Genomic DNA, 26,731 nt, shown 5'->3' with positions numbered 1-26,731 from the left:
AAATTCCTTACGGTATTTAACCAGGCTGATTCTCAGCCTGAATAATTTAACTGGCAGCAGAAGAAGCTTTTACGGCTGGGCTTTGCTGAGCCGCAGGTTTTTTCCCTGCCGAATCACGATCGCTCGTTACACTCAAAGCGGCGATAATTTCATTTTTTGGCCCATCGGCGACAATACGCCCTTCATCAACCACCAGGATCCTATCAACCAGGTTAAGTAACGATGTCCGGTGGGTGACCAATATCAAGGTCTGGTCTTTAGTCGCGTTATTCAGACGCGCCATAAAAATGGCTTCAGTCTGCGTATCCATTGCGCTGGTTGGCTCATCCAGTAACAGCATTTGTGGCCGTGCCAGCAGACTGCGCGCTAAAGAAACCAGTTGGCGCTGTCCTCCAGACAATCCTTCCCCCATTTCGCCGATAGGAAGGTTGATCCCCATAGGGTGTTTTTGCGCAACCAGGTCCAGCCCGGTCAGTTGTAAAACGCGCAGCAGTTCATCGGTAGAGGCTTCTGGACGACCGATCATAATGTTCTCGCGCAGCGTGCCGTAGAACAGACGAGCTTCCTGACCCACGTACCCAACGGTGCTACGCCAATCCGCCGGGTCAACCTGTGCGACATCGATACCACCGATCAACATCTGCCCCGCTGTCGGTTGATACAGGCGGGCAATCAAACGCAGTAACGTCGATTTACCGCTGCCTATTTTGCCCAATATCGCGACGCGTTCGTTAGGAGCGATGGAAACATTAATATTCTCGAGCACTGGCTGATTCGGTTTATCCGCTGGTGCTGGATAAGCAAATTTAATTCCTTTAAGTTCCAACTTCCCCTGAAGTGAAGGTAACGGCAAATATTTTTTATTAACTTCGCGATCAAGCGGCATATCCATAAGGCGGTTCAACGATGTCAGCGCTGCTTTAGCTTGCTGGAAACGTACCGCTAATCCTGCAACCTGCGTCAAGGGAGCAGTTGCTCGCCCGGCCAGCATCACGGTGCCTATCAGTGCCCCTTGGGATAAAGAACCATTGCCAATTAAGTAAACGCCGAGCACGACAATAATGACCGTCTGTAACTGCTGCAGGAAAGTCACCAGGTTCAACGCGGTGCTGGTAAGCTGGCGCGACTTCATCGAAGTACTGGCAGCGGCCGCACTGAAAGCCTCCCAACGGCGCGTCATATAGCCTTCACCGCCAACGGACTTGAGCGTCTCCATGCCTTCAATAGACTCCAGCAGCACGCCTTGTTTCAGCGAGGATTCCCGCAGGTTTTCACGCATGGTTCGTGCCAACGGCCATTGGATAAGCACGCTGATCAGTACGATGCAAGGTATCATCAACAGGGGTACCCACCCCAACGAACCGCCAATCACAAAAATCACGCCAACAAACAGCAGAACAAAAGGTAAATCGGATAGTGCTGCTAACGTTGCCGAAGTAAAAAAGTCCCGTACCGATTCAAACTCACGCAGTTGGTTGGCAAAGGCGCCGGCAGAAGGCGGCTTGTGCTCCATGCGCACCCCCAGCGCCTGACGGAATAGCCGGGATCCCAACACCAAATCAGCTTTTTTAGCCGCCATATCTAGCAGAGTGGCACGGGTATAGCGTGTTATCGCTTCAAAGCACATGGCAATCGCCACGCCAATCGCAAGGGACCAAAGCGTTACGTAAGCCTGGTTTGGTACCACTCGGTCATAGACGTTCATCGTAAAAAATATGCTGGCCAGCGCCAGAATGTTGACAATAACCGCAGCAAGAGCCGCACTGCGGTAATAGCTGCGATAGCGCCACAGCGTGCTGAACAGCCAATGCCCGGCTGAGTGCGGGGTCTCTTCACCGGCACGTACATCGATCTGTGCACTGGGCTTAACCAGGATGGCATGCTCTGAATACCAGATTGAGAGCTCCTGCTGATCGATCTCTACCGGTGAGTCGAGCCCAATCTCAGGCAGAATGATCTGGAAACGCAGCTTACCTTCTTCATCACGCCGAGAAGCCAGGAGAATGGCTGCACCACGATCTTTACGGAGCAAAATGATAGGCATCAGATGTGAAGAAAACTCATGCGCACGGCGACGAACCATACTCGCCGTTAGATTTGCATTGCTTAATGCACTGATAGCCTGAGACGGAGTCAGTTGATTACCTTTAGGTAACCCTGCACATAGGCTTTCAACACTCCTAGGAGATCCCTGGTATTCGCACATCCACAGCGTGCACTCAAGTAACGTATCCACAATCCGTTCTGGCGGTGGAAGAGTAAATGAGCTTTCATTCTGATCCGGATGATCTTTTTCTGACAACATGTTCATAATCCTTTGGCGTCTTAATCGACCCAAGCTTTGGCAACGATTGATTAAAGGGCATAACCTTGATCGTTATGCCTATAATAATCTGGGGTAAAATGAATCAGGAAACATAGGCGTCTCCCTCACACTTGCTATGGGGCACACTTTAAATTCCAACGACTTCTATGTCTGTCAGGCGCGTTCGAATTTAAATGAAAGACTGTAGGACCAGTACTAAATGGGGATTCTTACTTTTTGCATCTAGGGATGAGGAGCTGACTCCGAGTCTTGACATTAACCATGCGTAATATAACGCTAATAACATCATCACGTTATTTTCATTAAAAAATCAATATAAGACCGGGATGGTAAAACGTTGAGTGTCGAGTAACTATTGCAGAGGGACTCAAGAAAGCGAGCCAAAAGCCCCCCCTGCAAACACTTAAAGCTACAGCGTTATTATTTCTAACATTAAGAAAAATAACTCATAGAAATAAACTATATAACTTTGAAAATATCCTTACTTATATTATCAAAAAAAACATTAATATTATCCACTCCAACCTTTAACAGAGCACTCCTCTTATGATGTGATATCGTTTTATCAGATAGTCTATTTCTCTTTGCCAGCTTAATATTAGATTCGCCGTCCAATAGATTTACAATCACGTTCTTTTCCATATTAGATAATAGTTGCATCCTGTCACCACTCTTGCTCTCTTGACGAATCATTGCATAGACACCCATAAACGTTTTTATTTTCACACTGTCATAGCCAAATTTCGAGCAAAGTTTCATGACGTTATTGTTCTTTGATAAAAACACGACATTATTATTCATTCTTTCAAAAAACAACAATGCTTTAAAATTAGACAGCATATCATCAAGGTATACAACAAACAGCGCAAGATTATTACAACCCGATGTTTTAAATAAAGAATTAAATGAAATCCTTGATATGTCAGTCTCGGGGAATTCACTTATCAGCTTAGACATTCCCAGATAAAAATAACTGTCATTAGTGACAATGAAACACTCTCTCTTCATTTCCCCTCCTTGAAATTTAATTTCCAAAGCCATAACAAGTCGCAAATACCCTCCATGCTTTGTCATGGAGGATATCTACATACTCACCCTGAGATTCTCTTGTACACCACAGAAAAGGATAACAAACACCGTTGTTACTCGTTTAACGCTAAGTACCGCGAGGCTAGCATGGCTTAAATTACGTATTTCAATCTCTTACCAGTGTAATTATTTGCAGGTCAAAACGGCGGCCCGTGAGACAGCGTGTTTTTGTTCTCGGGTATACTTTAACTCTTGCTCAGCTTCAGCTCGCGTTACAGAAACAGGCGCTGATTTACCATCATCAGAAACTTTTATAAAATAGGTCTTTCCAGCTTCGAGTTTCACACGATAAAGCTCCTCAGTTTTGCCACGATATAATGGTGCATCATGCTGATAAGCCCCCAAGGTATGCTCACCTGGAACAAGACAAAAAGTAGTAAAACCACCGGGTAATAGAGATGTATGATAATGCCCATCGACATAGACATTTGCACCGGATAATCTCTGCCCGCCCAAAGCTGCTCGATAATATGTGACCCGAGCTTTATCAGATGCAGTGGCTGGCAACGCATGATACTGTTCGCCAAATACCGTTAACTTAGGTGTGTGCTGAACTGTCTGACTAAAAACGTTAGGAGCCAGCGCCAGCGATAATAAAACGGTTAGAATGGCTTTAATGTTCTTGCAATACATTTTAAAAATTTTCCTTGATAATCCTGCTTAGGTTTACTCCCCCTAAAAGGGCGTAATCACTTGATTCTGAATATTAAAGGGGCCGACCGACAGCCCCTTGCGTGAGTGTTACTAGTACTGGACGGTAACCCCTTGTTGTACCAAGATTTCCGCCTCTAATCCGGTGTGGTGATAAACATCGTAAGAGACGCCTGCGGCAACCACTTCACCGAGGTTTTCCCAATCACCTACGTCCATGCCGTTAGGCAGCAGATCGCTCAACATCACCACGTCGCCCGCATTACCCTTGACCGCCATCTGTACGCTGTCGTCGTTGATGAATGCGCCACGGAAGCCCTGATCCAGCACATCGCCCAGAGAAATCTTCAGCGTGTTATTGCCAGAACCGGTGATGTCGATCACCTCGACTGAGCTCAAGCGCCCCGACCAGGCCGACAAATCCAATACCTGATCCGCCCCCGTCAATTTCAGCGTATCAATGCCGCCGTTACCTTCGATCACTTTGACATTGCTGAGCAAGTTGACATCGTCTACCGTGAAGATGTTATCGCGGTTTTGCCCGTAAACTTCGGACACATCCCCCGTGATTCCCATATTCACACCGGGTGCTGAACCGCTGGTATTAGCAAAGCTCGACAGATTACCGGCCAGATCAACCAGGGCTGCACTGGCACTGCTTACCGAACCCACGTCCAGCGTCACTGACCCGGCTGCGACATCCTGTGCGCTTAGCGTATGCTCAAAGCGATGGGCACCGCCGTCAGCAATCACGGTAATGCGCTCGCCTACTGCAACGTTGGCCGGATCAAACTCAACCAGCAGATTGTTCCCTTCCAGACGAACAGCACTAGGTGCTCGCAGAGCGACAGTGTCAAGGGCCACCGCCTGCGACATCACAAAGCCGCTGTTACCAGACTGATCAACCACACGGGTCTGGATAGCCCAGTTCGCTGCGTGCTCACTCAAATCCTGAGCAGCCCACTTCGTGCCTTCCACCAGTGCGTCAAACCAGATGCGGCCACCGTCGGTAGACACTTGCAGAGTCTGCCCAGCGACCAACTCCCCACTCAACGTACCGTACATCAAACGCCCGGCATTGCCGTTGTCGGTGACAAAGTCATTACCGTCAAAGCCGGAGTCCTTGCCCATTTCCGAGAGGCGGGCAACCTGAGTTGGACCATTGCCGGTGTAAACGATCAGATCAAACGCATCAGAAGCGGTACTACTGTTACCTGCAACATTCACTGCAACTGCGGTGAAGCTGTATTCACCATCGTTCAGATCGCGGGTTGGCGTCACGCTCCAACGTCCCTGGCTGTCCGATTGAGTGCGGCCAATTTCGACACCAGCGCCATCATAAATAATCACCGTCATATCAGGTTCACTGCTGCCTGAGATTTGAGGACGACGATCGTCAGTAACATCGCCGGAGGTCAACTCTCCTGTCAGTGGACCAACATCGTCCATCACTGATTCAATAACCGGTGTTTCTGGCAAATGAACGATAATCGTGGTCGACCATGCCTGTGAGATACCAGACTGATTACCCACCGCGTCGGTCGCCCGTGCGGTAAAGCTGTGCCCACCTTCTGACAGTTCGCTTGCCGGTGTAAATGTCCAATTACCACTGGCATCGGCGTTAGTCTCACCAATCTTGGTGTTGTTATCGTAAATCTCAACCTTGGCGCCCGCTTCCGCTTTGCCTTTCAGCGTCGGCATCGTATCGTCGGTGATATCACCTGGCTCAAGAATGCCCGTTTTTTCGCCCACATCGTCATAGAGGCTGTCAATGGTTGGCGCATCCGGCGGCGTGGTATCCACAATCACCACCCACGGATCGGACGGTTTAGACTGATTACCGGCCTTGTCTTCGATGATCACCGCGATGTCATGTTGACCTTCGCTCAACGCCGTTTCCGGCGTAAAGGTCCAATTACCGTTTTCATCCACGGTGGTTTCACCGATCTTGCTACCGTTGTCGGTAACAATGATGGTGTCACCCGGCTCGCCTTTACCGTTCAGGGTTGGTTTGGTGTCGTCGGTGCTGCCGCCATTGGCGATCGGCCCCTGTACCGTACCCTGATCGTCGAGCACTTCGCTGATCCCTGGGCCATTGCCATCAACCCCTGGCTGGTCTGGTGGAGTAATGTCAATCACCAGAGCCCACGGTTGGGACGGCGCGGAAACGTTGCCAGCCGCATCGGTAGCACGAACGGTAAAGCTGTGATCGCCTTCTGCCAGTGCGCTTGCCGGTGTAAATGTCCAGTTACCGTTGGCATCGGCAGTGGTTTCACCGATCTTGGTGACGCTGTCGTAGATCTCAACCTTCGCACCGGCTTCCGCCTGGCCTTTCAGCGTCGGCGTGGTGTCGTCAGTCACGTCACCCGATTGCAGTTCCCCGGTCTTGCTGCCCGCGTCGTCATAGAGGCTGCCAATGGTTGGCGCATCCGGCGGCGTGGTATCCACAATCACCACCCACGGATCGGACGGCTGAGACTGATTACCGGCCTTGTCTTCGATGATCACCGCGATGTCATGTTGACCTTCGCTCAGATCGGTTTCCGGCGTAAAGGTCCAATTACCGTCTTGGTCCACGGTGGTTTCACCGATCTTGGTTCCGTTGTCGGTAACAATGATGGTGTCACCCGGTTCGCCTTTACCGTTCAGGGTTGGTTTGGTGTCGTCGGTGCTGCCGCCATTGGCGATCGGCCCCTGTACCGCCCCCTGGTCATCGACTACGCCGCTGATCCCTGGGCCATTGCCGTCAATCCCCGGTTGGTCTGATGGAGTAATGTCAATCACCAGATCCCACGCTTGGGACGGCGCGGAAACGTTGCCAGCCGCATCGGTCGCACGGACGGTAAAGCTGTGATCGCCTTCTGCCAGTGCGCTTGCCGGTGTAAATGTCCAGTTACCGTTGGCATCGGCAGTGGTTTCACCAATCTTGGTGACGTTGTCGTAGATCTCAACCTTCGCGCCGGCTTCCGCCTGGCCTTTCAGCGTCGGCGTGGTGTCGTCGGTCACGTCGCCCGATTGCAGTTCACCGGTCTTGCTGCCCGCGTCGTCAGAGATGCTGCCAATGGTTGGCGCAACCGGTGGCGTGGTATCCACAATCACCACCCACGGATCGGACGGCTGAGACTGATTACCGGCCTTGTCTTCAATGATCACCGCGATGTCATGTTGACCTTCGCTCAGATCGGTTTCCGGCGTAAAGGTCCAATTACCGTCTTGGTCCACGGTGGTTTCACCGATCTTGGTTCCGTTGTCGGTAACAATGATGGTATCGCCCGGTTCGCCTTTACCGTTCAGGGTTGGTTTGGTGTCGTCGGTGCTGCCGCCATTAGCGATCGGCCCCTGTACCGTACCCTGGTCATCGACTACGCCGCTGATCCCTGGGCCATTGCCGTCAATCCCTGGCTGGTCTGAAGGAGTAATGTCAATCACCAGATCCCACGCTTGGGACGGCGCGGAAACGTTGCCTGCGGCGTCGGTAGCACGGACGGTAAAGCTGTGATCGCCTTCTGCCAGTGCGCTTGCCGGTGTAAATGTCCAGTTACCGTTGGCATCGGCAGTGGTTTCACCAATCTTGGTGACGCTGTCGTAGATCTCAACCTTCGCCCCGGCTTCCGCCTGGCCTTTCAGCGTCGGCGTGGTGTCGTCGGTCACGTCACCCGGTTGCAGTTCCCCGGTTTTGCTGCCCGCGTCGTCAGAGAGGCTGCCAATAGTTGGCGCATCCGGCGGCGTGGTATCCACAATCACCACCCACGGATCGGACGGTTGAGACTGATTACCGGCCTTGTCTTCAATGATCACCGCGATGTCATGTTGACCTTCGCTCAGATCGGTTTCCGGCGTAAAGGTCCAATTACCGTCTTCATCCACGGTGGTTTCACCGATCTTGGTTCCGTTGTCGGTAACAATGATGGTGTCACCCGGTTCGCCTTTACCGTTCAGGGTTGGTTTGGTGTCGTCGGTGCTGCCGCCATTGGCGATCGGCCCCTGTACCGCCCCCTGGTCATCGACTACGCCGCTGATCCCTGGGCCATTGCCATCAATCCCCGGCTGGTCTGATGGAGTAATGTCAATCACCAGATCCCACGCTTGGGACGGCGCGGAAACGTTGCCAGCCGCATCGGTAGCACGGATGGTAAAGCTGTGATCGCCTTCTGCCAGTGCGCTTGCCGGTGTAAATGTCCAGTTACCGTTGGCATCGGCAGTGGTTTCACCGATCTTGGTGGCGTTATCATAGATCGCAACCTTCGCCCCGGCTTCTGCCTGGCCTTTCAGGGTTGGTGTGGTGTCGTCGGTCACGTCACCCGATTGCAGTTCACCGGTCTTGCTGCCCGCGTCGTCAGAGAGGCTGCCAATGGTCGGTGCCGTCGGCGGGGTAGTATCCACGGTCACCACCCACGGATCGGATGGATCAGACAAGTTGCCTGCCTGATTTAGCGTTACAAAGGTCAAATCATGCTTGCCATCGACCAGCGGGATGTCAGGAGTGAAACTCCAATTCCCAGAGGCATCTGCCGGTACTCGAGCAATTTCCTGACCATTGTCGTAAATAATTACCGTAGAGTTCGGCGTTGCGGTACCTGCAATACTCGGGGTCGCATCGTCAGTAACGTCGCCCGACGCGAGGCTATGCACGATATCGCCATAATCGTCGTAAACTGAATCGACGATAGGCGCGTCAGGTGCACCAAGTACAACATTGATGACCCATGGGGCTGATGCCTCGGAAACGTTGCCTACGAAATCGGTGGCCGTTACGGTCAAACTGTGTGAACCCGTATCAATTGGCGATGCCGGAGTAAAGCTCCAGTTGCCTGATGCATCGGCTTGAACTTCACCAATCTTGTTACCATGGTCGTAAATCGTGACCTTGCTACCGGCTTCAGCGCGCCCTTTCAGCGTTGGCGTATTATCATCCGTGGCGGCACCATTCAGTACCGGCCCCGTTACCGCGCCCACGTCATCAAGCACTTCGATAATCTGAGGTTGGGCAGGTGGCAAAGTATCAATGGTAAAATTGAACTTGGCGGAAGACAGACCGGTGTTGCCAGAGAAGTCGATACCCACAGCCCTGAATTGATATTGGCCATCAAGCAGTGGAGAAATCGGCGTAAAGCCCCAGATACCGGCCTGATCGGCATAAGTCGTACCTACCAGTGCGTTACCGTTATAAATAGCAATCAGACAGTTAGCTTCACCTTTCCCGGTAAGCGTCGGCGTATTATCGTTGGTATAGCCGTTTTTGCCGATCGCCGCCGCCGTACCTGTGTTATCGGCAACTACGCTGGAAATTTCAGAGCGTGAAGGAGCCACCGTATCGATGATCAAGACGATGTTACTGGAGGTTTGATTGCTCGCTGCATCGCGAACGTAGAGAAGCTGACCACCTTCCTGCAGTGGTACAGAGGGGGTAAATGACCAGTTGCCCGCCATGTCGACGTTAGTGAAGCCGATTGACTCACCGTTCTGGAAAACTTCCAGCTGTGCGCCAGGCTGCCCATTGCCTTCAAGCTTTGGTGTTTTATCGTCGGTAACGCTGCCGCTCACTAAAGAGCCCTGCTTGCTACCAATCTGATCATAAACAACGGTGATTGAGGGTTTTACAGCGGGTGCCGCATCTTCTAACAGGTTTGCAGACAACAAAGGCATTACATTGGCATTCATTGGTGCAGGTGGTGCCGCATCCATTGGCTCTAATGCCATATTCATCGGCGCTGGTGCAGCACTCGTTGGCTCTGCTGCCACATTCATTGGCTCTGGCGTTACGCTGCTGGTTGGGTTCAGCGATTCACCCAGGTTTTCCATGGTTTGCAAAATGGTTGCGTGCTGGATCACCTTCAAAGAAACCGCTTCAGCCTGCTCCTGCTGTGTCCCCAGATAAATGCTGGTCAACGCTACCGGCCCCTGAGCTGGAATATCCTCAGCAGAGACATGCTGGCGATATTCGCCATTATTGCTCAAGCTGAACACTTTGCCATTAGTCAGGGTGAAATCCTTGAGGACAACGGTAGAAGGCGTCTGTGAGTCTGCATAAAACTTCAGATGCAGATCGTTATCAACGCGTTCTACTGTCAGGTTTTCATTAATATTAACACCATCTTGCTCAGTAATAATATAACGAGCACCATCCATGGACTGGACAGGTAAATATAAACTCTCAACTTCATTTACGGGATAGAAAAATAAAGTTTCATCATCAGTTAAAAAAGCAAAGTTCATTGCGCTATTATCCGTATACATATATCTATTTAAAGGTAAAGCAAGCCTAAATCAATAAAAAAAGGTTTACTTTGTTAATATTTAAAGCTAAGTGCCTGTGTTTCTTAGCTCTAACTCAGATGTTCTTTTTCTGACAAAACATTCATAATCTCTGGTGTGTCAACTCAGCCAATCTCTCATTGGCTTACTGATTAAATTATGAAGTCTTTAGCCATACCCATAAGGGTTCAGGGTAAAGCAGGTAAATTAGTTTCTCCTTCACGTTCGTCATTAGAACACTACTTTAAATCCCAGCGGCTTATGTGTCTGTCATGCACGTTCGAATTCAAATGATGAAGACTAAGACTGGTACTAAATTAATTTCAATATCTCCGCATGCAAGCAGACAACGTCTCATCGGCTTGTAAGGTCAATAGCATGTGCTCAAAATAATTCGAGTTGCTTGTAGGCACCGGGCCCCGGGCAACTTGAAATATCATGGGTGGATTGATTTAAAGACAAAGCGGGCCTAAGCCCTGTAAGGCAAAGCCCGCTTTATTACTGACTTGGTCAGATGTTTTTAACCATTAATGCAGTTGTACATCAACGCCTTGCTGTATCAGGATTTCTGCTTCCAGCCCGGTGTGGTGGTAAACATCGTAAGAGATACCTGCCGAGATCACTTCACCGAGGTTTTCCCAATCGCCCACGTCCATGCCATTCGGCAGCAGATCGCTCAGCATGACCACGTCACCTGCATTACCCTTGACCGCCAACTGCACGCTGTCGTCGTTAACAAACGCGCCACGGAAGCCCTGATCCAACACATCGCCCAGAGATATCTTCAGCGTGTTATTGCCAGAACCGGTGATGTCGATCACTTCGACTGAACTCAAACGCCCAGCCCAGGCCGACAAATCCAGCACCTGATCCGCCCCCGTCAATTTCAGCGTATCGATGCCATCATTACCTTCGATCACCTTGACATTGTTGAGTAAGTTAACATCGTCTACCGTAAAGATGTTATCGCGGTTTTGCCCATAGATTTCAGACACATCACCCGTTACGTTCATATTTACGCCCGGTGCTGAACCGCTGGTGTTAACATAGCTCGACAGGTTACCGGCCAGATCAACCAGGGCAACACTGGCACTGGTTACAGCCCCCACGTCCAGCGTCACAGCCCCAGCAGCAATATCCTGTGCGCTTAACGTATGCTCAAAGCGCTGAGCACCGCCGTCGGCCACTACGCTAATACGCTCACCTTCTACAACGTTTGTCGGGTCAAACTCAACCAGCAGATTGTTCCCTTCCAGACGTACGCTGCCAGGTACTCGCGGTGCTGTGATGTCGAGAGCCACCGCCTGCGACATAACAAGGCCGCTGTTACCAGACTGATCTATCACACGGGTCTGGATAGTCCAGCTCCCTGCGTGCTGGCTCAAATCCTGAGCAGCCCAATTCGTGCCTTCCACCAGGGCATTGAACCAGGTGGCGCCATCATCGGTAGACACTTGCAGCGTCTGCCCGGCAACCAGCCCCGCACTCAACGTACCGTACATCAAACGCCCTACATTGCCGTTGTCGGTGACAAAGTCATTACCGTCATAGCCGGAATCCTTGCCCATCTGTGCAAGTCGAGCAACCTGAGTTGGGCCATTGCCGGTGTAGACGATCAGGTCAAACGCATCGGAAGCAACGCTGGTGCTACCCGTAACGTTCTGAGCCACTGCGGTGAAGCTGTATTCGCCATCGTTCAGATCGCTCTCTGGCGTCACGCTCCAGCGACCCTGGCCGTCCGCTTGAGCACGACCGATTTCAACACCACGGTCATAAACAATGACCGTAGTACCCGGCTCACTGTGGCCTGAAATTTCTGGGCGACGATCGTCGGTGACATCACCAGAAAGGAGTTCACCCTTTACTGGGCCGACATCATCAATCGCCGCATCGATCACTGGCTTCGCTGGCTGTTCTACAGGCGTAGAACCGATGACCAGTTCCCATGCTGGTGACGGCGCGGAAACGTTACCTGCCGCATCAGTAGCACGGGTGGTAAAGCTGTGATCGCCTTGCGGCAGCGCGCTTTCCGGTGTAAATGCCCAGTTACCGTTGGCATCGGCAGTGGTTTCACCGATCTTGGTGCCATTGTCGTAGATCTCAACTTTCGCCCCGGCTTCCGCCTGACCTTTCAGCGTTGGCGTGGTGTCGTCGGTCACGTCACCCGGTTGCAGTTCACCGGTCTCGCTGCCCACATCGTCAGAGATGCTGCCAATGGTTGGCGCATCCGGCGGCGTGGTATCCACAATCACCACCCACGGGTCGGACGGCTTAGACTGATTACCCGCCTTGTCTTCGATGATCACTGCGATGTCATGTTGACCTTCGCTCAGATCGGTTTCCGGCGTAAAGGTCCAATTACCGTTTTCATCCACGGTGGTTTCACCGATCTTGCTACCGTTGTCGGTAACAATGATGGTGTCACCCGGCTCGCCTTTACCGTTCAAGGTTGGCTTGGTGTCATCGGTGCTGCCGCCATTGGCGATCGGCCCCTGAACCGCACCCTGATTGTCGATCACGTCACTGACCCCTGGGCCATTGCCATCAATCCCCGGCTGGCCTGGTGGAGTAATATCAATCACCAGATCCCACGGTTGGGACGGCGCGGAAACGTTGCCTGCAGCGTCGGTAGCACGGATGGTAAAGCTGTGATCGCCCTCTGCCAGTGCGCTTGCCGGTGTAAATGCCCAGTTACCGTTGGCATCGGCAGTGGTTTCACCGATCTTGGTGACGTTGTCGTAGATCTCAACCTTCGCCCCGGCTTCCGCCTGGCCTTTCAGCGTCGGCGTGGTGTCGTCGGTCACGTCACCCGGTTGCAGTTCGCCGGTTTTACTGCCCGCGTCGTCAGAGATGCTGCCAATGGTCGGTGCCGTCGGCGGGGTAGTATCCACGGTCACCACCCACGGATCTGACGGTGCAGACTGGTTACCGGCGGGATCTTCGATGACCACGCTGATTTCATGTTCCCCCTCAGCCAATGGTGGCGGTGTGAAAGTCCAGCTACCGTCAGGTTGAACCTCAACGCTGCCCAACAGTTCATCGTTGTCAAAGATATGGATGGTATCTCCCGGCTCACCTTTACCGTTAAACGTCGGCGTAGTGTCATCCGTTGTTCCGCCATTAGCGATTGGCCCTTGTACGGCTCCGACATCATCGATAACGCTGCCGATCCCGCTTTCCCCATCATTTCCTGGTTTAGCTGGCGGCGTGCTATCAATATTGAAATCAAATACCGGTGTTGCCTGGCTCTCGCCACCCGCAGCAGTGATCACCGTTGCTGTGACGGCATGGTTCCCTTCAGCCAGAGGCGTTTGTGACGTAAAGCTCCACTTGCCAGAAGCATCACTGGTCACTGAACCCAGCGCAACGCCTTTGTCGTAGATCACAACCGTTGAATTAGGGAACGCGCGGCCGCTAAAGGTTGGTGTGCTATCATCTGTCACCCCACCTTTGCTGATTGCGCCTTGCTTAACGCCGAAATCGTCCATAACCGCGTCAATAGATACCTCAACCAAACGGGTATCGACGGTAAAGGTGATAGGAGCGCTGATTTCCCCCTTGTTTCCAGCCCGATCGATCACCTGAGCCGCCAAACTGTGTTCACCATCCGTTAACGCCCGATCCGGTGTAAAGCTCCAATCACCGTTACCATCAGCGACAACTCGCCCGATCTCTGTATCTTTGTCATAAATGACGACGGTTGCGCCGGCTTCAGCCTTGCCATTGAAAGTTGGCTGAGCATCATCAGTGGTGCTGCCGTTAACGATCGCGCCCTGGATGTTGCCAATGTCGTCCAGTAACTCACCAGATTCAATGGTAGCTGGCGGTGTTGCGTCAATAATCAATGGGTAATCACCGGTTTGTGGGCTGACATTACCCGCAACATCCACAGCTAAAGCCGACAGATTATTTACCCCTTCAGGCAAATCACTTTCTGGTGTGAAACGCCATTGCCCTGAAGCATCAGTGGCAACACTGCCTAACAACTCGCCATTGTTATAAATGCTCACAATCGTACCCGGTTCTGAAGTCCCTACCAGGGTAGGACGGGTATCATCAGTCACCGCACTCTTCTGGATTGTTCCCTGGATGCTGCCAACATCGTCAATCACGGCAATAATTGCCGGAGCGCTTGGCGCACTTGCCGCAACCAGTGAGAAATCGAAAGCGGGTGAAGGCTGGCTCACGTTGCCCGCAGCGTCGACCGCTTTCACCGTAATGGCATGGTTACCCACATCGAGCGCTGTATTTGGCTTAAAGCTCCAGTTACCCGCTGCATCAACAGTGGCTTCACCAATCTTTTTGTCATTATCATAAATCTCAACTTTAGAGCCTGCTTCAGCTCTGCCATTCATGACAGGACGGTTGTCATCAGTGACCTCACCGGATCGAATCGCCCCGGTTTTGTTGCCTATGTTGTCATAAATGCTATCGATCGATGGCGCAACCGGCGGCGTGGTGTCGACAATCACTACCCACGGATCGGACGGTTGAGACGGGTTACCGGCCTTATCTTCAATGATCACCGCGATGTCATGCTGACCTTCGCTCAGATCGGTTTCCGGCGTAAAGGTCCAATTACCGTTTTCATCCACGGTGGTTTCACCGATCTTGCTACCGTTGTCGGTGACAATAATGGTGTCACCCGGCTCGCCCTTACCGTTCAGGGTTGGCTTGGTGTCATCAGTCGTTTCCCCGCTGATGATTGGCCCTTGTACCGGCCCTTGGTTGTCGATAACTGCGCTGATCCCCGGCCCATTGCCGTCAATCCCTGGCTGGACTGGTGGAGTAATGTCAATCACCAGTTCCCATGGTTGGGACGGCGCGGAAACGTTGCCTGCCGCATCGATGGCACGGGTGGTAAAGCTGTGATCGCCTTCCGCCAGTGCGCTTTCCGGTGTAAATGTCCAATTACCGTTGGCATCGGCAGTGGTTTCACCAATCTTGGTGACGTTGTCGTAGATCGCAACTTTCGCACCGGCTTCCGCCTGGCCCTTCAGGGTCGGCGTGGTGTCGTCGGTCACGTCACCCGGTTGCAGTTCCCCGATTTTGCTGCCTGCGTCGTCAGAGATGCTGCCAATAGCTGGCGCAACCGGTGGCGTGGTATCCACAATCACCACCACCGGCTCGGATGGCTTAGACTGATTACCCTCTTTGTCTTTGACGATCACCACGATCTCATGCTCGCCTTCGCCCAGTTCGGTTTCCGGCGTAAAGGTCCAATTACCGTTTTCATCCACGGTGGTTTCGCCGATCTTGCTGCCGTTGTCGGTAATGATGACGGTGTCACCTGGCTCGCCCTTGCCGTTCAGAGTCGGCGTGGTGTCATCCGTACTGCCGCCATTGGCGATTGTCCCTTGTACCGGTCCCTCATTGTCGATGATCTCGCCGATAACCGGTACATCAAGGTCAGGAGCCTGCTGAATGTCAGAGATGACCAGTTCCCAAGGTTGTGACATGCCAGAAGCATTACCCGCAGCATCAATCGCACGCGTGGTAAAGCTGTGCTCGCCTTTCGCCAACTCATTGTTCGGCGTGAATGACCAATCACCATTTGCATTGGCAGTGGTTTCACCAATCTTGTTACCGTTATCGTAGATCTCAACCTTGGCACCGGCTTCGGCCTTACCGACCAACGTCGGCTGTGTATCGTCGGTGGTCGCCCCAAACGTCAGCGCACCAGTTTCAGCGCCAACATCGTCAAAAATGCCTGCAATCGCTGGCTCTGCTGGCAATACAGTGTCAATAACAAATTCGAACGCATCCGACGGAGCACTCACTTTACCGTCAGTATTCTGTTCAACCATGGTGATGCTATGAGCGCCATCACCTAATGCTTCACCGGGCGTGAATGACCAACGGCCATCCTGACCCACCGTGGTTTCCCCTATTTTCTTGCCGTTGTCGTAGAAAATAATGGTGTTTCCAGGCGTGCCGTTGCTACCCAAAAAGGTGGGGGTATTATCATCAGTTGCAGAGCCAGCAGTAATAGCCCCTTGCAGAGCGCCTTTATTGTCGATCACCTGACCCAGTTTTGGGGTAATGGCGTCTGGCGCGGCAGGCTGCTGCACTTCCGGAGATTGAGGGGCATCATTATGACTACCGCCGCTGTGCTTGCCAGGCCGGCCCTGGCTTACCATGGCACCAATCGCGCCTAATCCTAATGCCAATACGCCCAGCGCACCCAGTAGGGAATAGTTGTCGCTGGCAGGCAGTGCTTCCCCCCCCAGAACCAGAGGTGAACTTTCGCCATCAAGCAGCATAGCCGCAACGGCATTATCATCACCATCGGAAGAGATATATGGGTAGTAAACACCACCTTCAGCCATACCGATAAGTTCGGCATTCTGCAGGAAGAAATCCTCAATAATGAAGGTTGGCTGATCCAGTGAATCCCCTTCAAGACTGACATGCAGGTCTTTACCCACACGTTTAACCGTAATGTTTTCTGGAGCAAGACCCGTTTCTTTATCTGCCAGGATAAATTTACCATTGGCAATGGCTTTTATCTTTTGGGGTGAGCCAGCATTTTTGGAATGCAAAGAGATTTCTTGCTTTACTTCTTTGCCTTCAACTAATACCAGTTTTGTTGGCCGCGTTACCATATATTCTTCCTAATTAATTTCAATTTTCTAACAGTACAACCGTTACATAAACATCTTTATATAGAGAAATGTAACAATCCTGATGGTGTCTATAATGATGCTAAACATGGGGGTCTGGGAGGTTGCTACAATTCATCTAAAATAAGCCACTTCCCATGGAAGCTATATTGAACAGATTTCTCAGGAAAGAGTCTTTCTGATTGGTATGAATTCTTGAGGTTTACCAACGGTCATGTACGAAAGAGCGGAGAACGCATTGATTAATACAGCTGAATCAAGTTTATGCGTTGTGGCTAAGTGAGGCCGTCGATTCGCCTTCCGGCCTCAGTCACAGAGTTAGCCATGCTCAAGGGCCTCCTGCCTTGCAGAAACTCAAAGTGTCTGGGAACAATCAGCATGCAAGCACAAATCACACAGACCAGAAAAAATAAGATAAATTAATATATCCCCAGTACACGCCATAAATAACACGAGTTGCCGGAGAAAAACGCGATGCGTTTGCGAACAGCAGTTAGGCCGAGTCACTCAGCCCCCCCAATAGCAACTTGAAGGAAGAGTTAAGGGTATAGATTGCCGTAACAAGGCAAGGACGCACACCAAACTGCGTGCATACAGGCTGCACCAATTTCTGCAAATCTTCAAGCGTAAGGGGCGCAACAGGCAGAATTTCGAACTGGTCAGGTATTTATTTCCTGTTCCTACCCTTATTCTATCCATCGCGTTAATTCGCGACGTTTTCTAAGTAACTACGGCATAGACATATCTTGGGAAGACCACGGTTTTTATACTTGGTATTAATGCTGGAAGTTGTGCTATTGCTAAAACCAGCTCTGGCTCAACTCATCGTTTGTGCTTGTTTTCTTAGAACTCCCTCATTAATTACCTGATGATTTAAATTTAAATGAAAAATATTACTGATAGCTCTATCCGTTTCTCAGTCATCACTGAAGGAGCATTAATACAAGCCGGTTATCTGGACGCATCTTTGAATGAGCCAACACAATATATCCCGTATATTCCGGGTAATACTTATGTGGTGCAAGACATTGAATCTGCGTCAATCGAGGATGTATTAGTTGCCGAACGTTCAGGTGAAGATCTGATTCTCACTTTGCATAACCAGGAAAGCAACCAGCCACATCTGGTTCTCGAAAACTTTTTCACCCATAACGGCCAATTGCACCAGATTACGCCAGACGGTGAGTTTATCCGCACCCTGTCTGCCGAGAATAACCCACAGCAGGGTCCGGCCACCTTTAACGCCGAGTCATTAGGCCACATCGAACAGCAGCCACAACATCTGGCGTTGAGCATCCTTCATGAAGCTCCTGCCGCCGAGAGCAACGACGCGTTGCCCCAAAACACCGAAGCGGCACCCGCTCTGCCAAAACCGGCGATGCTGAGCATGGCCTCATTGACGCTGGATGAAGCGCCGACAATCACTCACGCTCTCGATCAGTTGGGTGCGCGCCAAGGTGCCCTGAAATCAGGCAACGTAACAGACGATCAGTGGTCAGTACTTGAAGGTACGGGTACTCCAGGTGCCACTCTTGAGATTAGTGATAATGGCCGAGTGCTCGGCGAAGCCGTCGTCGGTGCCAACGGCCAATGGAGCTTCACGCCTGAAGAGAAATACAGTGAAAGTGGCCACGTTCTGGTTGCTCGTGACAAAACCAGTGGCCTATCATCCGACAGTTTTGCGTTAATCGTCGACTCTGTTGCTCCTTCACGCGCCGTGATCGACAGCATCAGCAGCGATAACAACGGCAGTACGCCGATCGCGAAAAATGGCTACACCAGCGACAATACTCCATTGATCAAAGGCCGTGCCGAAGCATTCAGCGTTGTGGGCATCTACAACGGCAAAAACATGATCGGTACCGCTCTGGCCGATGCGACGGGTGCCTGGGAGTTCTCTTCCGCCTTCACTTTCCCTGACGGGGCGTACACGATCTCTGCCAAGGCCGTCGACTTTGCCGGTAACACCGGGCTGGCGTCATTGGCCTACCCAATCACCATCGACACCATCCCACCTGCAGTACCTACCATCCTGCAGGCATCTGATAACTTTGGTGCACAACAGGGTACCCTAAGCTCCGGTGATTTGACGGATGACCGCACCCCTACGCTGTCCGGCAAAGCCGAAGCGGGCGTGACGGTGTTTATCAATGAAAATGGCAAACTGCTGGGCACCACCCTGGCAGACGCCAATGGCAACTGGTCTTTCACGCCTGCGGCACCATTAGCAGACGGTGAACACCATTTCACCACCTCTGCCCGTGACAAAGCGGGTAATAACAGCAATGCCGAGAGCGATGCCTTTACTCTGGTAATGGGCGAAGACCGCGCGCCAACCCCAACCATTGAGAGCCCGACTGATGATGTGGGCAGTATTCAGGGGTTGTTGAAGCAAGGGGACTCTACCGACGACGCTACACCGACTTTGCATGGTAAAGCGCAAGCGGGCGATACGGTAAAAATCTTTGATAACGGCGTTCTGGTCGGCCAGACCCAGGCTGATGCTCAGGGCAACTGGAGCTTTACGCCTGCTACCGCCCTGAGCGAAGGCCAGCATGCTTTCCAGGCACAGGCGACTAATGCCACTCATTCACCCAGCCAGCTCTCTCCTGCATTCGAGATCGTGCTGGATATGACTCCGCCAGATGCATCGAATCTGGCAATTACCGGCGTCTATGATGATGTTGGCACCATTACCGGCAACGTCGTTAACGGTGGCCGTACCGATGACCAAAAACCAACCCTCAGCGGTACTGGCCCTGCGGGCGAAACCGTGGTCATTTATGTCACCGATACTAACGGGCAGCGTGAAATTGGTCGTGCACAAATCAGCAACAATGGCACCTGGACACTTACGGTGAATGAAGCCTTAAGCCTGGGTACCCAGACCTTTAGCGCGGTCGCCATTGATGCTGCGGGTAACGCCACACCGAACAGCAGCGATTATAGAGTCACCGTTACTACAAACGACACCATCGGTGGGTTCGACCTCAGTAGCCACCAAACATCGGGTGGCCCGATCAATACCACGGTCTATGGCAATCAGGCCAACCCACAGGTCACCAAACTGGCCAATGGCAATCTGGTGGTTGTCTGGCAGGGGGATAACGGTGGATATGATGTCTATATGCAGCTAATGGACCCTACCGGTACGCAAAAAATTGGCCGGGAGCAGTTGGTCAACCAGCGTCAGGCCAATAACCAGGACACCCCACAGGTGGTGGCGCTGGCCGATGGTGGCTTCTTGGTGGTGTTTGAGTCCTACCAGTCAAGCTCCCTGGACAACAGCGGTGACGGCGTCTTCGCCCGTAAATACAGCGCCAGTGGCGCTGCCCAGACCGATGAGTTCCTGGTCAACCAGACGATAGTTGGCGGTCAGCGTGTAGCCAGTGCTTTAGCCTTACCCGATGGCGGCTACATTGTTTCCTGGTACAGCGAGCAAAGCGGCGGTTCGATCGTACAGCGTATCTATGATGCGCATAACCAGCCGGTAAGTAATGAACTGGTGATTAAAAGTGGCGGAGCCGCTGGTGCCTATGGCGGCCCAGAAATGGTGCTGTTCGAAGACGGACCACACGCAGGCTGGTATCTGACCGTCTGGGCGGGTGTTGACAGTAATGGTGCCGGCGTGATGGGGCAACTGCGGAAAACTGACGGTTCAACCGCAGGCCCAGTCCTGACCTTGAATACCACGCAAGATGGTCTCCAGCAATATCCGGATGTTATCACACTGAAGGATGGCAGCTTTGTGGTGTTCTGGGACACCAACGACAGCAAAGCCGTGGGCAGTGACATCCGCGCCGCCCACTACAGCTTCAACCCTGCCACTGGGGCTACCACACTGCTCGGTAACGGCGACTTTATCGTTAACCAATATCAGGTAGGCAAGCAATACAAGCCGGTGGGCGTCGCGCTGGACGACGGTGGTTATATGCTGATCTGGGGTTCAGAAGGCGGTGACGGCGATGGTTCAGCCATTTTTGCCCAGCGTTTTGATGCCAACAGCAACAAGATTGGCCATGAGTTCCTGGTTAACCCGACCACTTGGGGCAACCAGGGTTCTGGCTGGGATGATGTCGACCTGACGCATATCCTTGACGCGACGCTGATGGATAACGGGAATATTTACGTTACCTGGCACAGCGACAAGATCGACCCGAATGGTTATGGGATCGAAGGGGTGGTGATTGATACTGATGCCGGTTTCTATTCAGAATTCCAAGTCAACAGAACCATCGCTAACAACCAGATAAAATCTGTGACGACGGCGCTGGATGATGGCAACTTTATGGTGGTCTGGATTTCGTATGAAGCAGGTAATCCAGACGTCAAGGGGCAACTGTTTAATGAGCAGGGGATGCCGATTGGCCCGGAGACGCTGTTTAGCCAAGATACAAAGGCATACAATCAGTTAAACCCTGCGATCACTACGCTGGCTGACGGCACCTTTGTCGTTGCGTGGGCGAGCGCCGAGGCAGGAAACTGTATCCGCACGGCTCATTACGGCTATAAGTATGATGCCGACGGGCAAGTGATTGGCACCGTGCAAATTGGCACAGAGCATGTGGTCAATCCAACGCCTGGTGCAACCTATACCGATGCACCCCACATCACGGCGTTAGATGATGGCGGTTATCTGGTGACCTGGCGCAAGGGCAACAGCTCAATGGTATCACGCCAGTATGATGCTAATGACCAACCGGTGACAGGTGAAGTGTTAATTGGCAGCGCTTTACAAGATGGTTCGGGCACGGTGTTAACCACCTTAGCCGATGGCCGTGTCGCTGTCGCTTATTCAACCCAGCAGGGGGGGAATGCTGCCGATCTCGACATTATGGTCAAGATTTACGATCCAGTGACGCACACTTACGGCCAAGGTTTTATTGCTAACCAGACGCTACCGGGTATTCAAGGTTCTCCGAGTATCACTGCCTTGGCCAACGGTAATTTTGTTGTGGCATGGGATAATAACGATACCAGTGGGCTGGATCAGAATGCCTGGAGCATTTATGGCCGTGTTTATTCTGCCTCGGGCCTGGCTCTGAGTAACGAATTTATCGTCAATACCTTTACGCCATATTCTCAGCAGAAACCGGTGCTGAAAACGAATCCGAACGGTGGCTTTGTGGCGGTTTATGCGTCTCAGGCCGATTCTGTGCCAGGTGCCGGAACATACGGTATTTACATGCAATTCTTTGACGATAACGGCCACCGTGTTGGTCAGGAGTTGCAGATTAACCAGCTCGTGGTGGGGGATCAGCACGAACCGGATGTTACCTTCCTGGCTGATGGTCGCATGTTTGTCAGTTGGACTGACTATGGCGTAGGTGACGGTAGCTACTCATCCATCAAAGGCCGTATTATCGACCTAGATGGCACCTTGGGCGAGGAAATCACTACGCATAGCAGCACCCAGCAGAGCGCCAAGGCACTTTTCGCGTTGGCTGATGATGCCGATCACGGCAGCCTGTGGATGTTGCTTGACGATGGTTCAACCTCTGGTCTGATGCTGAGTGGCGAATCACTGTCGGCGGTGCGCGGCGGTGCGGGTGATGATGTGATTGGTATTAAAAATACCTCATTTGCTTCCATCCAAGGCGGTGACGGCGTCGACACCCTGTTGCTGGACGGCAAAAACATGGCGTTGGATCTCGACGCACTGATCGGCCGCATCACCGGGATTGAGAAGATCGATCTCGGCCAGGGCAGCGCCAACAGCCTGAGCCTGAGTGCCTCGGCGCTCGAAGGGATGGGGCAGACCAATATGGTGATGGCCGACGGCAAGAACCAGTTGGTGATCAACGGCGACGGCTCGAACGCGCTGCAACTGCTGGATACGCAATCTGAGTCTTGGGCAGAAGCAGGCCAGGCCGAAATTGGTGGCGTGGTTTACCACACCTACGTTGCAGGTGCGACGGAACTGCTGGTCGAGCAGAATATCCACGTGACCGTTATGTAATACCACAAGGGTTATCCTCTAACGGGGATAACCCTTTGAGGTTGATGACAAAGTCGCTTTTGAACCCGAGATACTCGGGCCTAGCGCACCGAGGGGCGCTCCGGCGGCTTACGCCGCTACGACCCCTTCGGCACGCTCTCCCTAATAACGGGCTTTGTCAGCAGTCTGCAAGGGCTATCCTCTAACGGGGATAACCCTTTTTTACCCGCTTACCGGCGCTCAGAGAGCGCAGTCAGTAACTGATTTCCCAAGCGCGTAATTTCTGCCCCTACTTTTTCTTCAGAACACAACGATGCCAACGTGATAATGCGGGCGATCAACGCCTCGGTTCCGTTATGCTTGCCTGAGGCTACCGTTTCTAAAGCCTGGCAGAATACTGCCAATGCCTGGCTGGCTGATTTAACCCCGGAGCTTCTCACCAGATTGTCCACATCAGACGCCTGTCTGACCCATTCATTCATTTCAAACACACCGAACGCACCACTGAGGGAATGCAGTTCGCGCAAAATAACCGTGGCATCTTCTGTCACACAGGCTTGTTTGATCGCGGCGAGTGAATCAGCACAGCTTTTCTCAAAAAGACGTTGAACATCCTCAGGCAGCGCCTTGCCATTCAGCAATCCGGATGACACCACCTCTACCTTAGGCTGAGTCTGCACCTCATGATAGACGGCATCCAGGCCACACACCGTCAGCAACATCTCTTTCAATTCGTCCAGTAACAGCGGCTTGGTCAAGACTCGCACTATTCCCGCCGCCTCACATTCATCATACTCCTGCTGGGTGGCGTTGGCCGTCACCGCCACCACCGGCATCTCAGGCCATGCCACACGTACCCGCCGCGCCAGCGTATACCCATCCATCCCCGGCATGGACAAATCCGTCAGCAAAATATCAAACCGCTCACGCTCCAGGCTGGCCAGCGCCTGCCCCCCCTCTTCAACCAGGCTCACCGTGCAGCCCAGCAGCTTCAACTGTTCCTCGAACAGGCGCCGGTTGACCGGGTTATCCTCCGCCACCAACACCCGGAGCGCACCAGGCAGCGCCGCCTCCCCCTGCTCACGCGTCGGCAGACGTTCACCCTGCAAAGTGTGTCGCAAGGCACAGGCCAACCCTTTCAATCCGTATACCGACGTGCTTAATACCCGCCCGGTAGCCACCGGTATCTCAGCACCGTCGTTGCTGCAGTCAACCACCCAGGCCGCCTCCTCCACCAGGCGATTCTCATCCTCGGGGTGCCAGGTGGCCCGGTCGCCCCACAGCACCAATGTCCCCAGGCTGTCTAAGGTCGCGTCGTCAATCTGGACCGGATGCTGGTAGACACTCACTTCCAACCCCCACGCCGTCAACACGTTGCTCAGATACGCCCGAGCGCCCGGCATCGCCGCCAAGACGCAAACCCGCTCCCCCTGAAACTGCGGGCGCTCCGCCGCCCCCACGTCCTGAGAGAGCGGCAGTGACAGTTGAAACACGCTGCCTTGACCCGGCTCGCTGGTCATCGTTAGCTCACCGCCCATCGCCTGCGCCAGCCGCGTGCACAGCGCCAGCCCCAGCCCCGTGCCGCCGTAGCGCCGGTTGATGGTTTCATCCGCTTGCCTGAACGCACGGAACACCCGTTCCTGCTGTGACAGCGACATGCCGATCCCGGTATCCTCTACCTCTATCTTGATTAACGAAGTAGGCTCATCGACGCCGATCCGCAGCACTACCTGCCCTTGTTCGGTAAACTTCAGCGCGTTCGACAGCAGGTTGTTGAGCACCTGCCGCAGGCAGGTGGGATCGCCGCGCATCGGCTGGCTGACGGTATCGCCTAATTCCCCCACCAGTGCCAGCCCCTTGGCCTGCGCCACCGGGGCAAAGATCGCCAGGACATGGGCCGCCACCTCCAGCACGTCAAATTCGATATGCTCCAGGTACAGTTCACCGGCTTCAATCTTGGAAAAATCCAGTACGTCACTGATGGTCGCCAACAGGCTGTCTGACGCCTGGCGGATGGTATTCAGCCGTTCACGCTGCCCGTCATGTGCCGAGTGCGCCAGCAGTTCAAGGTTGCCAAGGATGGCGTTGAGGGGGGTGCGGATCTCATGGCTCATCGCCGCAAGGAAAGAGGATTTGGCAGCACTGGCCCTGTCGGCGGCTTCTCTGGCCGCCGTCAGTTGCTGCTCCAGTTGCTTTTGATTGCTGATGTCAATAAAGGCCACCACCAGCGCATCCTCACCACGATAGCGTACAGGAGCCATGCTGACGGACAGGCTGACCGGCTTACCACTGTGCGCGTCGAACGTCAGTTCCTGATGCAATTGTTCACCCTCCGGCAGCGCCTGCTGACGATAGTAGCGTGTCAGTTCGGCCGGCAGGCTGCTGCCTTCGGTATGGAGCCGTTCCTGCATCTTCAACATCGCCGGGCTGCGCAGCAGCGGTTCGCCGCTGGCCAGCGCCAACAGCCCCAGCCCCAGCGGAGCGGTTTCAATCAGGGTACGGCTCAGTTGTTCACTTTCAAAAACCTGTTCAGACTGCCGCACTGCCGGGGCCAAAACGCGCCGCTTAACCAGCAGCAGTAAAAACCAGGTTATCAGGATAATGAAGACTGCGGATAAAGCAGACACCAGGATTTGCTGTTTTGTACCCGCAACAATCTCCCCCCATGAGAGGGAATAAACCAGTACCCAACCGCTTTGCCCCAGCTTCCAGCCATTGAGGAACTGCCCATCCTGATAGAAACTTCTGCGATTCTCACCAAGTCCTTGTTTCTGCGCCTCCTGTGCCAAGTGAAGCAACTTTCCTGCGGAAAGATTGTTACACGGCAACATTAGCCGTCCATTTCGATCCAGGAGCAAACAGTTACCACTAGAACTGGAGGCGGGAAGTAAGGTGGAAAGTGTCTCAACGGGCAGTTCAAACACCATCACACCGAACCGAACGTCTTTAGCCTCCCAGATCGTTGTAGCAACACGGAATGCGGGTTGACCACTTAGCGGGCTTTCATAAGGGGGTAGCCAATGCAAGATCGGTTTTGCTTTGCGATACACTTCGTTATTGGCAGTAATCACCTGCTCTACCGGGCCGCTCAACTGTTCCATAAGCCCTGAATCCCGTTGATACTGTAACTTACGCCAGGTGCTGTCTGTCCACGGTGCTACCGAGGCTAACAAAAAGTTTCTGTCTGCGCTGTAGAGATAAACACTCAGCTTACCCTCATTGCGCTCTTTGACTTTGGTAACAACCGGGGAAATTTGTTGTGCCAAGGAAATATAGGGCCAGGCATATTCCAAATTCTGTACCGGCTTATTCGCCATAACAAGAACGGGTTGATAGTCAGGCTTCGCCTGTATCAGTGAACTGGCGCTATTCGCCCAGAATCGCTGTAAAAACACCGAGTCTGGCGGTGTTTGAGAACTCAAAGCCAGTTCGATATTCTGCACACCATTGCGAATGGTAGTGGCGGTACGATTTTCCAGGGCCGATAATTGAGCAACATCCAGCGAGATTTCATCCTGCACCCTGGCCTGGTAGCCTCGTATACTCGCCCAAATCTCCAACCCACTGGCCAGCAATACGATCAGGGTGATCACCAGACCGCCGCCGTTAATTAACAGGTAATGATGGCGGCGTAAGCGCCCTAATACACCCTCTTTATAACGATTGATCATAGGTAGGAGACTCTCATGTTTTTCAAGATACCTTATTGATGACATCAATAAGGCAGAGAGCAGACTTGTTCATCCAGAGGTTCTACTTGAAGTATGATGAATACCCCGCAAGCCCACTCAAAATGATTATGGTGCAGCAATAAACAATTGTCAGTGTTACCCCTGTACTGATTTATTC

At 52.7% G+C, this 26,731-nt stretch carries 7 protein-coding genes; 1 reads left to right on the top strand and 6 read right to left on the bottom strand.

Annotated elements, in window-relative coordinates; translation table 11 throughout:
* Positions 1 to 46: 46 nt before the first annotated feature.
* From BMI79_RS10095 to BMI79_RS23080, 5 genes are all read right to left on the bottom strand, one after another.
* Complete coding sequence (locus BMI79_RS10095; RefSeq protein ID WP_076942002.1) at positions 47 to 2,305, bottom strand: type I secretion system permease/ATPase; 2,259 nt, start codon at positions 2,303 to 2,305, stop codon at positions 47 to 49.
* A gap of 480 nt (positions 2,306 to 2,785) precedes the next feature.
* Positions 2,786 to 3,400, bottom strand: coding sequence for a LuxR C-terminal-related transcriptional regulator (locus BMI79_RS10090; protein WP_083704406.1), 615 nt, complete (start codon positions 3,398 to 3,400; stop codon positions 2,786 to 2,788).
* Positions 3,401 to 3,541: 141 nt separating this feature from the next.
* Positions 3,542 to 4,048 (bottom strand): hypothetical protein, encoded by a 507-nt coding sequence (locus BMI79_RS23530; protein WP_125828773.1) that lies wholly within the window; start codon positions 4,046 to 4,048, stop codon positions 3,542 to 3,544.
* Positions 4,049 to 4,159: 111 nt separating this feature from the next.
* A complete protein-coding gene (locus BMI79_RS10080; RefSeq protein ID WP_158069113.1) occupies positions 4,160 to 10,195 on the bottom strand; it encodes an Ig-like domain-containing protein in 6,036 nt (2,011 codons plus the stop codon).
* 653 nt (positions 10,196 to 10,848) lie between these two features.
* A complete protein-coding gene (locus tag BMI79_RS23080; protein ID WP_083704405.1) occupies positions 10,849 to 16,926 on the bottom strand; it encodes an Ig-like domain-containing protein in 6,078 nt (2,025 codons plus the stop codon).
* Between the two features lie 901 nt (positions 16,927 to 17,827).
* Between BMI79_RS23080 and BMI79_RS10070 the strand changes: the two genes are divergently transcribed.
* Entirely contained in the window at positions 17,828 to 22,903 is a 5,076-nt protein-coding gene (locus tag BMI79_RS10070; protein ID WP_076941998.1) for an Ig-like domain-containing protein, read from the top strand.
* A 209-nt stretch (positions 22,904 to 23,112) separates the two neighbouring features.
* Here BMI79_RS10070 and BMI79_RS10065 read toward each other — a convergent pair whose 3' ends face one another.
* On the bottom strand, positions 23,113 to 26,553 hold the full coding sequence (locus BMI79_RS10065; RefSeq protein WP_076941997.1) for an ATP-binding protein: 3,441 nt from the start codon (positions 26,551 to 26,553) through the stop codon (positions 23,113 to 23,115).
* Positions 26,554 to 26,731: the final 178 nt, after the last annotated feature.

Origin of the sequence: Serratia oryzae (assembly GCF_001976145.1) — a bacterium.
Lineage (GTDB): Bacteria > Pseudomonadota > Gammaproteobacteria > Enterobacterales > Enterobacteriaceae > Chania > Chania oryzae.
Note: the sequence above shows the minus strand (reverse complement) of the source record. Positions and strands in the feature narration are given on the sequence as shown.

Excerpts from the sequence above, each read along its gene's own strand:
- BMI79_RS10080 (WP_158069113.1), bottom strand. The coding sequence starts at position 10,195 with ATGGATGGTGCTCGTTATATTATTACTGAGCAAGATGGTGTTAATATT.
- BMI79_RS10095 (WP_076942002.1), bottom strand. The coding sequence starts at position 2,305 with ATGTTGTCAGAAAAAGATCATCCGGATCAGAATGAAAGCTCATTTACT.
- BMI79_RS23080 (WP_083704405.1), bottom strand. The coding sequence starts at position 16,926 with ATGGTAACGCGGCCAACAAAACTGGTATTAGTTGAAGGCAAAGAAGTA.
- BMI79_RS10065 (WP_076941997.1), bottom strand. The coding sequence starts at position 26,553 with ATGATCAATCGTTATAAAGAGGGTGTATTAGGGCGCTTACGCCGCCAT.
- BMI79_RS10090 (WP_083704406.1), bottom strand. The coding sequence starts at position 3,400 with ATGACAAAGCATGGAGGGTATTTGCGACTTGTTATGGCTTTGGAAATT.
- BMI79_RS23530 (WP_125828773.1), bottom strand. The coding sequence starts at position 4,048 with ATGTATTGCAAGAACATTAAAGCCATTCTAACCGTTTTATTATCGCTG.
- BMI79_RS10070 (WP_076941998.1), top strand. The coding sequence starts at position 17,828 with ATGAAAAATATTACTGATAGCTCTATCCGTTTCTCAGTCATCACTGAA.